A 13,303-nucleotide genomic window follows, 5' to 3' on the forward strand; every position below is an offset into this window, starting at 1 on the left:
AGGTTAAAAGTTAATTGCTATACCTCCGTAATAATTACGCCCGGGAGCAGGGTTGTAAAATCTGTTTCCTGCAGCATTTATATCGTTTCCGAGGCTATACAACTGATTTAATGCATTGTCTATACCTGCAAAAAGGTTAAAAGACAATGCATTAATCTTTTTAAGCCAACCCAATCTTGCTGAAAGCAATCTGTAAGGCGAAGCAAAAACAGTATTATCATCCAGCAGGGGTAGTTTTGATGTATACACAAAAGAAGAAAACAGATACAAGCCCGGCGCTGTTCTCATATCTATACCACCACTATATATATGCTTTGCCACCCCGGTTAAAGCATTGCCGGAATAATCTTTACCATTTACCTGGTAATGGGTAAACCTGAAATCATTCAGTGTTGCACTGCCCGATAGTTGCAGGGAACGTACAAATCCTTCATTGCGCTGAATAACCGTATAACCGGCAGAAAATTCCAATCCTTTTTGATCCGTTCCCCCGGCATTTACAAAATACTCCGCGCCGTTATTATCCGTTCTGCGCACTAAAGCATCCTGCAGCTTAAACTGGTAAGCCACTATATCAAACTGCAACCTGCTGTCAGCCGTTTTTCCTCTGAAACCAAGCTCATAATTCCAGCCATATTCAGGTTTAAGATTGGTATAGATACTTCCTTCAGAAGGTCTTACTTCTGCAATTGAAGGCGGAGAAAAACCTTTGCTTACAGAAGAATACAGCGAAAGATTTTTGGTGATGCGGTATAATGCCGCAAACCGTGGCAATAATTGTTCATTCAATACTTTTTTCTTTTTTGCATCATCCACATCCGTCAGGCGCTGATAATGATAAGTAAAGAAATTGGTACTTGCGCCTGCCTGCAACTGAACCTTCTCTCCTATCTGCCACCCGCCTTGTATAAAAGGATAAACCTGTCTGGCGCCTATCTTATCTTTATACTGCACGGCATCTGCCACTCCCCCTTTATTGTCATAATTATTGATCACAGAATAATTATACTGCCACTCTGCACCGGTAGTTATTTTAATATCATGAATACCCAACACCTTATGATAGCTAAACTTTGTACGGACACCCACATTGGTTTCATACCGTTTTTCATAATTCAGGATAAACGGGTTTTTGAAATCAGTATAGGAAAAGGTAACTGATGTGGTATTACTCCAATGTTCATTAAAAACATGCTGATTACTTAATCCTGTAAATGGTGTTTTATTATAAATAGCTGCTTTTTGCTCTTTGGCTCCGGCAATCACAGGCGTTGATGGTCTTGCCTGCCTGGGGTTATCATTCATTTGCTGAAGCGTTAATCCGCCAGGAGTTTGGTAATACATGTCTGCATACATCAATATCCAGGATAATTTATCTTTTCCGGATAATTGTGCTGCTCCATTCCATTGCACTACGTCTCTTCTTAACCGGCTGTTCTCCCGGTATCCGTCTGCCTGTATATGGCTCTGTGTAAATGAGGAGCTGATTTTTTTACCGGTATATTTCCATTGCAGATTTTCTCCAAACAAACCATAAGAACCTCCGCTCACCTGGGCTTGCAATTGATGAGAATCAGCATCATGTTTATCTGCATCAAACTGATTTTCGTTACTATGTAAGATGATTACACCACCGGTATTTGCGCCATACATGCTGCTGCCCGGTCCTTTCAAAATCTCAATTTGACCAATCGTATTCTGATCAATAAGATTGAAATAAGTATTGCCTCCGGCATCAGTAAAAGGAATATCATTCCAGTACACCTTAATATTACGCACCCCAAAAGGAGAACGCAACAGGCTGCCGCGTATGCTCAGGCGGTAACTGCCCGGGGAGCGCTCTTCCATTCTTACCCCTGGCGTCATATTAATGGCAGGCAGCATAGAAACGGTTGAAAATTTCTGCAGATCCCTTGAAGTAATAACGCCTGCCGATACAGGTGTTTCAAGGAGTTTGCGGTTTGTTTCAAACCCCTGTATCACTATTTCTGAAAGGGCAGGAATGGTATCTGATACTGCGCTTTGCGCAAATGCATTTGAAGAAACCAGCAGGAATAATATAAAGAGATTAGTCTTCATTAATGAGGAATAAAGATATTCAAAAAAAATCCCGAAGTGTTTTACTCCGGGAAGAAACAATATTTTAGCAATCAGGCGGTACCTGATAATGAATTTTTATTTTTTCAAATACATCACTTCCTTTACCAGCTTTACGGTTCTCGGCACATCGGGCAAATATGCTGCCACAAGGTTTGGCGCATAGTGCATTGGCGCATCCGCACTGGTAATTCTGCGCACAGGCGCATCAAGGTAATCAAACCCTTCTTTCTGGATCGTGTAAGCCAGCTCAGAAGAAACAGAGGCGAACGGCCATTGTTCTTCTACAATTACCAGCCTGTTGGTTTTCTTTACAGATTCCAGTACAGTATGCCAGTCGAGCGGGCGGATAGTACGCAAATCAATAACTTCAGCATTGATATTTTCTTTTGCCAGTTCTTCAGCAGCACCCAAAGCCACCTTCATCATTTTATTGAACGATACAATGGTCACATCGCTGCCGGCCCGTTTGATATCGGCCTTACCTATCGGGATAAGATATTCTTCTTCAGGAACCTCACCTTTATCACCATACATCACCTCACTTTCCATAAAAATAACCGGGTCATCATCGCGGATAGCGCTTTTTAAAAGCCCTTTTGCATCGTATGGATTAGAAACGGAAATCACTTTAAGACCAGGTATATTAGCATATAAGCTTTCAAAAGCAGTAGAGTGCTGAGCGCCTAGCTGACCCGCAGAGCCGTTTGGCCCACGGAATACAATAGGGCAACCAACCTGTCCCCCGCTCATTGCCAGCATTTTAGAAGCGGTATTGAGAATTTGGTCGAGTGGCAGCACCGCAAAGTTCCATGTCATATACTCCACTATAGGGCGCAGACCATTTTGAGCAGATCCTACAGCTACTGCCGTAAAGCCTAATTCTGAAATGGGTGTATCAATAACTCTTTTGGGTCCAAATTCATCTAACATTCCCTGGCTCACTTTATAAGCGCCATTATATTCTGCCACTTCTTCTCCCATCAGGTAAACACGTTCATCACGACGCATTTCTTCACTCATTGCTTCACGAAGCGCTTCACGAAATTGTATTACACGATTTGCCATGCTGTATTTCTGGTTTGAGGAGAGCAAAAATATTGGAACTGTGGCAGATAACCAAAAACAAGAGAAATGTGGAAAATCTGGAAATGTGAGAATGTGGAAGTGTGGAAATGTAGAAATGTGAAAACACAGTAATATAGTAATCGGAAAACATTTAGTCCGGTTGATTAATATTGATGATGTGGAAGAATCTAAAGAATGGATTTGCCCTTCAGCATCATCCCTCGCCATCGTATGGAGAGGGATAAAAGGGTGAGCTTACTCTTCTGTTTCCTCCTCGGTTTCGTAATCACCAAAAGCTGTAAAAAGCTTTTTAGCCTGGTAAATATTGCGATTGTATTTATTACCAAGAATAATTATGGTAGCTGAATCTTTGATCAGGCGGGCAAATACAGTGTTATTGCCATGCCACCATCCATTATGAAAGATGATTTTGTCGTTATTGGGATATTCCAGCATACGCCAGCCTAATCCATAATTTTTAATGCCCTTCTTTTCGTAACTATACCCTTTATAAGCTGAATCGAGTGTAGCCTGCTTAAACATATTGCCATAGCTAAGTGCTGTTTCCCATTTCAGCAGGTCGCGAACAGTACTATATATATTCTTATCCCCATATACTGCATCTAAAAAGGTAAATGCTTCCTGCTTATTTTTATAGTTATAAGATGGTAAAGACCTGGCAGAATCAGACATGGTAAATACATAACTGTTCGTCATGCCAAGCGGGGCAAAAAAGTTTTCGTAAATGAATTGAGGATAAAGTACACCACTTACCTTTTCAATGATCAATGCGAGCAGTGCATAGTTGGTATTACAATAATGGAATGAACGATCCGGCGCACCAACCTGCAGGTTTTTCTTCTTTTCAATCAAAAATTGCAGGACATCCTGGTTGGTTACAATTTTCTTTTTATTCCAGCCCAGTTGCTCCATCACATGCACGTAATTTGGCAAACCGCTTCTATGATTAAGCAAGGTTTTTATTGTTACACCTTTGTAAGGAAAACCGGTGAGATAAGCAGACACCTCATCATTAATCTGGAGTTTCCCTTCTTCCCACAACTTTAGAGTAGCCATTGCCGTAAAGGTTTTGGATACAGATGCAAGATGAAGCGCACTATTTTCCGTAAGCGGGTCTTTTTGGTCTGAATGACCATAGCCGCTATATTTTTCAAAAATGATTTCACCTTTTTTAGCTACCAGGAACTCTCCGTTGAAGTGGCTTTTTTCGAGCGTATTTTCATAAAACTCCTGGGCAGCACTATAATATCTTGCCAATTCCGCTTTAGAAATACTGGAATCAACCGAAATATTTAAAGCGTCGGCTGGTGGCTCCGCCGTTACCGGCTTTTTCTTATCAATAGTAGTATAATAGCACCCGGATATAAGGAAAGAAAAAATAATAATATGGATAAATGAACAGCTTCTCATTGGATTTATGTCAAAAAAACGTAAAAAGGCAATAAGTTAGTATTTTTGCGCCAATTTTAAATAAAAATATGACTGACAAAAAGCGGACCAGTTATCCAAAAGAAAAAATTAACATTTTACTGCTCGAAAACATAAGCGACCTTGCCGTTCAGAATTTTAAACAAGCCGGATACACTTCCATCAAAAAAATAACAGGTGCATTACCCGAAGAAGAATTGATCAAAGCCGTGAAGGATGTACATATGCTGGGTATTCGTTCCAAATCGCAAATAACGCCGGCTGTTCTCAGTGCTGCTTCCAAATTACAGGCTATAGGCTGTTTCTGTATAGGTGTAAACCAGGTAAATTTAAATAAAGCAACCGAACAAGGGATTTCCGTTTTTAATGCTCCTTATTCAAATACAAGATCAGTTGCTGAATTGGTAATAGGACTATCGGTTATGCTCATACGCCGTATTCCGGATAAGAACAAAGCTGCCCACGAAGGCAAATGGATGAAAGACGCAAAAGGCAGCTATGAGCTTCGCGGCAAAACACTGGGCATTATAGGATATGGCAATATAGGTGCACAGGTAAGTGTGCTGGCTGAAGCTTTTGGCATGAAAGTGATCTTTTATGATGTTGTTACAAGATTACCGCTTGGTAATGCCCAAGCAAGAAAAAGTATTAAAGAAGTAGTGTCTGAAGCGGATATCATAACCCTTCACGTGCCAGAAACAGCACAAACCAAAAACCTCATCTCTGCAGCTGTTATAAAACATTTTAAACAAGGAAGTATACTTATTAATTATGCGAGGGGCGAAGTGGTTGACCTGAATGCATTAAGCGCTGCTTTAAAAAGTAGTCAGCTTTCCGGCGCAGCTATTGATGTATACCCTGTTGAGCCAGAAAAAAATGGCGATACATTTACAACACCTCTTCAAAATCTCCCGAATGTTATATTAACGCCACATATCGGAGGTTCAACAGAAGAAGCCCAGGCTAATATTGGCGAAGATGTAAGTATGAAGCTGATCAATTTTCTTGAAACAGGTATTACAACAGGCTCACACACCGTGCCTGAACTGGCTTTGCCACTGCAGGAAGGTGCGCACCGCATCTTACATATTCACAAAAACGTGCCGGGTGTACTTTCGCAGATCAATACGCAATTATCATCTCACCACATCAACATTTTGGGACAATACCTTAAAACCAATGATGAAATAGGTTATGTTGTGCTTGATGTTGATAAGCATCTTTCAAAAGAAGCAATGGAATTGCTGAAGGATATTAAGGAAACGATTAAGGTGAGGATGTTGTATTAAGCTGTCGCAGTTATACCAGAAACAGCTGCCTCTTTGAACCCTCCAGGCTTATGCGAAATATTCCCGTTTTGTTATTGATGGTAACATGCTCAGTCATGCTGAAAGCACAAACACCAACTATCCCTGATGCTTATTTCAGGGATAGTTTTGACGCTTTGGTGCAAAAAGCAAAGATCGTGCTGAGCCATGCGTACATGGTTCAGCAGTTTGTGCTTGAAACAGATACTATCCCCGGCTGGGAAGGCTTCCCGGTGAAATTATATACATATCAAACGGGTAATGACCTTTATACCGGCAAGCCCAAAACAGGAAAAGTATATCTCTTAAATCCTTCTCCTGAAAAGCTGGCTATTTGGGTAGCCAATGCCTGCTGGGTTGCAAAACACAGTCTGGATACGGCTTATACCTACCGGTTGTTGAAATGGATTGACGGGCAGTCCAACGCACAGTTCCCGGTAAAGGGTGTAGTATATGAAGATCAGTACACCAAAGATTTCCAGGAGCCTTATGTTTTTAAAGACGGCGTAACGGTGTATATTAAAGACAGTACGATGTGGCCAAAGGATAAAACCTGTACCCCGGAGCAGCTCGATTTTTATTTGCGCAGTACCAATGAAGATATAAAACCACAAACCGGTCAGTATGCACGCATCAGCAGTACCACCCGTGAAGATTATAAAGCTAATGGAGGCACAGAAGATATTGGCAGCAAAGATGACCGTAAACAACAATGGCTGAACGTAGTTCGTGAGCTATATAAAAAAGCATGGCATTCTGATCACAATGAATTGATTGAAATGTGGGCAAAGAGGCATCTGGAATAGGCGAGCTACTGGTGTTTTTTAAATAGGTAATGATTGGGCACAGGTTCCCTGACCTACGCGACAGAATGATTTTTGCATACAACAAAGCCACCAAATACACGAATGAGGCCTTTTAATTGACCATACATTCGTGCATCCGTGGCGGACTTTATATATACATCGCGTTGCGGACTTCCATTACTACGTAATGCTTTTTCTTTTTGCTGGTTTGCAATACGATAGCCTGTCCCTTAGTAACACCCATCAGCAGGATACCAAACGGGGAGATCGCCGATATTTTGCCCTTCCAGTCATCTCTTTCATCAGGTGGAACGATCTTGTACTGGATGTTCTGTCGCAAATGAACATTCCGGAGCGTTATAACATCATACAGCCGGGAAACATTATTGGGAAAGTCTGCTGTTGTTACCAGTTCTGCATTGGCAAGCCTGTTTTTGATGCCGGTTTTTTCTGCATCGCTCAATAGAGTGAACTGCCTGTCAGTTTCCAACGCTTTTGTAAGTAATTCCTTGTCTTCGTGTAATAATATAAATTTGTTTTCCATTATGAACTTTAATTAATATCAATAAAAATAATTACGGCATGTGCTAACAACATACCAATCCACTTTGCCGCCAGGCAAAGCATACATTTATATCCCCCGGAACTTAAGGCAGTTGCCGGGGCTTACTTATTAAAGTCTTTGGGATTTGAAAAAGCATACAGGCGCTTACCCGCAAAAGGAACAATGCGGTTTAACGAAAGTGAAGAATCAGAATGATAAGTGATATGATTAAATCTATACCTGTACATTGGAGCAAAGATACGAAATATTATGGGGTGTGCAGGCAGGACGTGCATTAAGGGCTAATTAATAATTTTGAGGTGCTGGGCAAAAGTAGATAAGACCTTTAATTTTTGAGATTAACATTTCACTATAAATGATCAAATGCATTTAGTTTATGATGTGCATAAAATAATGCGTTAAAAACCTCTTGATAGTATATTGTCGCTGAGCAACGCATTATTTTACACACACCGCTAAAATCCACCGGGGAGAAATAATTAATATGGAAAAATAATTAATAACTTTACATATCACTTCTCAATGGTTTATTGGTACATAGGATACCAATGTTGCCTGCTGTGTTTCTATTTGGCAAGTTTATAATTGTCAATTGCAATAAAATTTACTTTCCCTTTAACCAACTCATTATATGTGTCTATTGTCTCGGGTGAGCCATAAACCCTACTTAAATAATTTAATGAGTTCAACTTATTTGCCAATAGTTTGGAATTATACTTCAAGTTATAGAATATAACATTTGATGAGTTTGTTTGAGAAATATTAAGAGGATTTGCAATTTCGTTTTCAGTATGAATTTCAGGTGCAACAAAGCAGATAGAGTTTTGTTTTTGAGAAGAAAGATACTCATCCAAAGGATTTCTTGACGTTATCTCTGTGCCATTTGTTATAACGAAAATAAATTTACCTTTTAGTGAATCTAGGGTTGGCCATTTACTAACTAATAAAGCTTCTTTTAAGTTCGTTTTTTCTTTTAACAGCATAAAAGGGGTAAATATTTTTTCTTTGGTAAAGGTTCTCAAAATTAAGTCATCCAAATCACTGGGTTTCCTAGTCTCATTATTATCGCTCCAGTTTTCTTTTTTATCAATAAATATTGTAATCACATTATGATTTGGATTTTCATCGCTCCAAAGTTTAATCCTACTTAAACAACTTTGAAAAGTGCCGCCACAACAGTTTAAATTGCCTTTTTTATGGGGTTCGTGTTTTACATACCAATCTTTATTCATTTTATTACTCCCTAAAATTGTGCCCAACAAACCAGAGGCAACTTCGTTATCCCAAATATCTATCTCAATTGAAGTAGTATATGAAAAAACATCTTCTATTTTATTTGCTAGGTTAGGAAGATAACAATTATGACAAGCTAAAGAATAGTTTTTGTTGTATTCTATTTGCTGCGAACTTGCCCTAAAAGAAGAAATAAAAATAGAAAGTATGATGAAATATTTACTCATAAAACCAATTTAAAATGATTGGGAATGTGGTCATTCCCAATCTGTAGTTTTTATTTCTATTTTTTTTCCATTATTATTATTATACTCTTTAAATGTGGAATAATCCAACATCCTTCTATTTGATCTTGATTTCTACCGGTATCACCAGACCAATCTAAGGCATCTAATGGGCCGCTGGCTACATGTTCGGTCATTGTCCAGTTCGATTGATATTTGTCAAAGGATGAGGTAAAACTAGATTCATCTTTTATTTTGAATCCAATAATTCTATATTCTTCTGGTGCTGTAAAGATTTTGTATGTTTTACTTAATCTAAATTCTGTCCAGTCTCCTTGTTCTTCCTTAATAGTTGCAGAAAGCACCCCAACAAGTGATGATTCGCTTTCAAGTCCTAAAGAAAAGCTGCCAAAAAGATGAGTCGAAGAGAATCTCTTAAGTTCTTCATCTCCATCACCTACTTTAGTTGCTTGGGGTGTCCTCTCTAGGTTTTGACGCTTTAGTTCATGAAATTTCAAAGTTGAAGTTGGGGTTGTAACCTGTGGCTTTGTTTTATAAATTGCTAAATTACCAGTATGAATAGTAACAGTTTCTCCACCATTTAGATTTAAAACAAAAGGTATTGAAATGTTTTTATTCCTACTAATTGCAAAACGAATAACTTCATCTGTTTTGATAATAAAATCATATCTTTTATTGTACTGACTGCCATTCAATGTCATGTCTTCTCTTTTAGCGTTCCATGATAATCTTAGTTTTGCGCCAGGGCTATTGCCGGTTTTTTTGTAATAAACTATCAGATACGAAATATTATCATCATCTGTATTTTCTATCCTCGCATGTATGCCATCTTGCCTGTAACATTCGGCAAGTATCTGAATAATATCCTTATTAACTGTTTTGCTTACAATTTGTATTTTCTCTATAAAGAATTCATCGTAGGTAGTCATATTAAGAACAGATTCAACAAATTTCTTGTAAGATGACTCACTGGCATCAAGCCCTAGTTCAACTAGAACTCCTTCAATTGGTATCCCTATTGAAGCACTATAATCCTTTGCTTCTTGATATGTCATATTTACATCTCTTTTGAACAGCTTCAAATAGGAAATGGCTCTTTCTCTGGATGAATTTGTTGTCCGAGTATCATATACACCATATTTGGCAATGAGTTCGCAATTTTGTGCGAAAGTGTAATTTGTTGAAATTACAAGAACAATTAAAATTATTTTTTTCATTGTTTAATATTCATTTTGAAGTTAATAAAAAGCATTTCGTGAAAGAGGTGTTTTAACCCTAAATAGGGAGGGGTGTTTCCTACAACATAGCAGGCAACTCTCCGATTTACGTTATTTATCCGAGTTTAAACAACTATAGTCGATTGTAATTATTTAACAGCGCCTGATTCCAGAGATGTTTATCAAACTAATCTTTATCTCGGTCTTATTTTTTAACAGCCCAGCTCATTCTATAACTTTTTAATCACTACATTGCCACCTACAACGTACTCCCTTCACCGAAAATACTTATACAGCATTTTTTTGGAACCTGTTATTCCCTCCCACTGGAAATTTCCCAACAGATAATAGGCAGTAGAAATTTTAGCGTTTAACTAGTCAACAGCCAAGCCAAAGAAACCATAACGCTACGTTACGCCTATATTGGTTCCCATTTTTTTTGTCAAATTGCTACTATTGTCAAGCCTAAACACATAATCTTTGTTATTGGCTATTTCATACTTATGCCTTTGGGTTCAATCGGGTGAATAAAAGGGACTGTTACGTAATAACTTCAGGAATCTTCCTGCTTTTAACAGCTACGTTGCGGCTACGGCGGGAGGAATTTTATAAGATATTGTTTTTTGAAAGGAGTGTCCATTGAACTCCTTCAATTTTTATATCATTGCTTTGTTATTTCAAAACTACTCACCTGCTTCAAATCTCCTTGCAGGAATAATCCTCAAATTCCATCAGGAAAAACCATGAAACCTTTCATGCTTTCCCCTTGGCAATCTTCAGTACCTTTAACATTTACTACAGAAATAAATGACTACCGTAGCCATTGCAGATGACCATAAAATATTCTGCGATTCGCTGGAATCGCTCATCAATGCTTTTGATGCGTGTAAGGTTATATGGACGGTGCAGAATGGAGATCAGGCTATAAAAATGTTGCAGGAAAATGACCTGCCAGATATATTATTGCTTGATATTAATATGCCCGGCAAAAACGGCATTGAGGTAGCGGAATGGATATTTCAACAAAATTTACCCGTACATGTTTTAGCTCTAACCATGGAAAATGATGATAACAGCGTTATTAAAATGCTGCAATACGGCGTTAAAGGCTATTTGTTGAAAAACGTAAGCGCGGAAGAATTGCAAAACGCCCTGCAAAGCATTGTGAAATACGGCTACTATTATACACCGCATGTTACCAAGCAAATCGGTAATTTTATAGCTCATAAAAACAGCGAGCCTGTTCCTGTTTTGAAAGACAGGGAAAAGGAACTGCTGCAATACATGTGCACCGATCTAAGCTACATGGAAATAGCGGAAAAAATGTTTTTAAGCGAATCAACTGTAGACTCCTACCGCGCCAGGCTGTTTGAAAAATTCAATGTAAAAAACCGTATCGGCTTGTTATTAAAAGCCAACAGCATGGGGCTGATAAAACTCTAATCATTTTTCTTAGGAATTGCTATTGTAATACACGCTCCTTTACCGGCAGCGGATTCAATGTTAAGGTTACCTTTTAAATAATTCACGCGGCTTCCAATATTGCTTAAGCCCAGTGTTTCTTCTTTTATACCTGATGGATCAAACCCTCTGCCATCATCTTTTACCGTTACCATTACCGCTCCGCCCGTTGTTTCAATGGCAGCGGAAATACAGGAAGCCTTACTATGCTTGGCCGCGTTTAATACCAGCTCGCACATGATCCTGTATACATTTAACTGCACATCCTTATGCACAGAAGTTGTAATGCTGTGATGGAATTGAACAGGTATTTTATACACCTCCTGAAGGTCGCTGAAATACCTGGAAAGAGAAACGATCAGCCCTTCAGAGGATAATCCCTTTGGCATCAATTGGTGCGAAATATTTCTTATCTCTGCCATAGAACCATCCAGGATATCTTCGGTTCTATCCACCAGTTGTGCCGGTAATCCGTTATTTGCTTTTGATGTTATCAATCGAAAATTTATTTTTAGCGCTGCCAGCATTGGGCCTATGCTGTCATGCAATTCTCCGGCAATCCTGCGCCGTTCATTATCCTGTACGGTCACTAATTGCTCCAGCGTTTTGGAGTGTTCTTCTTCCAGTTGTACAATATGCCGGGCTGTACGCCTCCTGTCTTCCCAGATATTCAAAAAGGTAGCGCAGGTAAGTACCATCATTTCGGCCATGCTTGCAAGCAGCATGCCGTGATCGTTTAAAAAAGTATTATGGAAAACCCCGGAGTTAGACAATACCTGCTGAACAGACATCAGCACCATTATACCCATTGCCAGCGCAAATAACCGTGCTGCAGCGCTTTTTTCAAGCAGCCGTTTCAATACAAGCAATATACCCAAAAAAGATATGATAAAATAAGTATGCCACACCAGGTTGAATATTGCCGGGGCATACCCCCACTTTGGTATAAAAATATAAATAGCAAAGGTTGCAGTTAATAGTACACCAGGCCGGGTAATATATTTCAGAATGCTTCCGCCAAACTTATCGCTCTTTATATCCCGTTTAAACAATGCACGCAAAAGATAGCAGAAAGAAAGCAATCCCCAGCATATGGATAATGGTTTTATTATACCATTAAGCACAGGCAGGTTATGATAAAGCATAGGATATAAATACCCGTAATGCGATAATATCCATGCTGTAATACAGATAATATACAGCACATAATACCCCAGTGCTTTATTCCGGAAGATGAACCATCCATACATTACTGCCACTATAATAAGAAAAACAACACCCAGGTAAAACCATATTAACCTGTCAAAACCGGAATAGCGCTTATCGAGCTCATCCACAGTCATTATTTTATAACCGACATTTATATTTTTCCCCTGATCCTGGAAAACTGCCAGGTAATAAGTTGCAACGTCGCCTATATTAACGGGCATGGTATGCCATACATATTTTCTTGCAGTATTATAAGGCGTCAGGTTACCGCCGCTGTATTTCTCTTCTTTTAGGCCGGTTTTAGTGAGTTGAAAAAATAATACGGTATCAATGCTGGTATTGTCTACAGACAATACATATTGCTCTCTTTGGGAAATCCCTGCTATCTTGATTACAACATAACACCACTTGTTGCGGGTAACAAGCCCAAAATTTATTTTTCGCCCGTCATAAGAAGTATAATGATACTGATCAGGAATTATATGAATAGCCGCAGGTGGTAAATCGGAGGAAAAGCTATAGATACTATCATTGAATAAGTTTTGCTGCTGTGCAAAAGAAACAGTTACAGTACAATATAACAATGCAATAAGAATGGAAGCTTTGGAAATACCCATACCCGTATTATTTCTGCATTACAATTAAC

10 protein-coding genes are annotated in these 13,303 nt (G+C 38.9%); 3 read left to right on the forward strand and 7 right to left on the reverse strand.

Annotated elements, in window-relative coordinates; genetic code table 11:
• Positions 1 to 3: 3 nt before the first annotated feature.
• From DC498_RS00165 to DC498_RS00175, 3 genes are all read right to left on the reverse strand, one after another.
• Positions 4 to 2,079 carry a TonB-dependent receptor gene (locus DC498_RS00165; RefSeq protein ID WP_133176718.1) on the reverse strand — a complete coding sequence of 692 codons (2,076 nt, stop codon included), beginning with the start codon at positions 2,077 to 2,079 and terminating at the stop codon, positions 4 to 6.
• A 96-nt stretch (positions 2,080 to 2,175) separates the two neighbouring features.
• Positions 2,176 to 3,165, reverse strand: coding sequence for a pyruvate dehydrogenase complex E1 component subunit beta (locus DC498_RS00170; protein ID WP_116872101.1), 990 nt, complete (start codon positions 3,163 to 3,165; stop codon positions 2,176 to 2,178).
• Positions 3,166 to 3,420: 255 nt separating this feature from the next.
• Positions 3,421 to 4,596: a serine hydrolase domain-containing protein gene (locus DC498_RS00175; protein WP_116872102.1), complete on the reverse strand. Its 1,176-nt coding sequence runs from the start codon at positions 4,594 to 4,596 to the stop codon at positions 3,421 to 3,423.
• Positions 4,597 to 4,664: 68 nt separating this feature from the next.
• Between DC498_RS00175 and serA the strand changes: the two genes are divergently transcribed.
• Positions 4,665 to 5,903: a phosphoglycerate dehydrogenase gene (serA, locus tag DC498_RS00180; protein ID WP_116872103.1), complete on the forward strand. Its 1,239-nt coding sequence runs from the start codon at positions 4,665 to 4,667 to the stop codon at positions 5,901 to 5,903.
• Between the two features lie 95 nt (positions 5,904 to 5,998).
• The gene (locus DC498_RS00185; protein WP_206197488.1) at positions 5,999 to 6,727 is read left to right on the forward strand and encodes a cellulase; all 729 of its coding nucleotides are present in this window, start codon (positions 5,999 to 6,001) and stop codon (positions 6,725 to 6,727) included.
• A 148-nt stretch (positions 6,728 to 6,875) separates the two neighbouring features.
• Here DC498_RS00185 and DC498_RS00190 read toward each other — a convergent pair whose 3' ends face one another.
• The 3 genes from DC498_RS00190 to DC498_RS00200 all read right to left on the reverse strand — a co-directional run bounded on the left by DC498_RS00190 (position 6,876) and on the right by DC498_RS00200 (position 9,987).
• A complete protein-coding gene (locus tag DC498_RS00190) occupies positions 6,876 to 7,271 on the reverse strand; it encodes a GreA/GreB family elongation factor (protein WP_116872105.1) in 396 nt (131 codons plus the stop codon).
• A gap of 587 nt (positions 7,272 to 7,858) precedes the next feature.
• On the reverse strand, positions 7,859 to 8,752 hold the full coding sequence (locus DC498_RS00195; protein ID WP_116872106.1) for a Ca2+-dependent phosphoinositide-specific phospholipase C: 894 nt from the start codon (positions 8,750 to 8,752) through the stop codon (positions 7,859 to 7,861).
• A gap of 56 nt (positions 8,753 to 8,808) precedes the next feature.
• Positions 8,809 to 9,987, reverse strand: coding sequence for a hypothetical protein (locus tag DC498_RS00200; RefSeq protein ID WP_116872107.1), 1,179 nt, complete (start codon positions 9,985 to 9,987; stop codon positions 8,809 to 8,811).
• An 807-nt stretch (positions 9,988 to 10,794) separates the two neighbouring features.
• On the opposite strand from DC498_RS00200, the gene DC498_RS00205 reads away from it, so the two are divergent.
• Positions 10,795 to 11,430: a response regulator transcription factor gene (locus tag DC498_RS00205; protein ID WP_116872108.1), complete on the forward strand. Its 636-nt coding sequence runs from the start codon at positions 10,795 to 10,797 to the stop codon at positions 11,428 to 11,430.
• Here the strand turns inward: DC498_RS00205 and DC498_RS00210 are convergent.
• A complete protein-coding gene (locus DC498_RS00210) occupies positions 11,427 to 13,274 on the reverse strand; it encodes a sensor histidine kinase (protein WP_116872109.1) in 1,848 nt (615 codons plus the stop codon). The two genes, DC498_RS00205 and DC498_RS00210, sit on opposite strands and share 4 nt — an antisense overlap.
• Positions 13,275 to 13,303: the final 29 nt, after the last annotated feature.

It is taken from the genome of Terrimonas sp., assembly GCF_003075435.1.
Lineage (GTDB): Bacteria > Bacteroidota > Bacteroidia > Chitinophagales > Chitinophagaceae > Agriterribacter.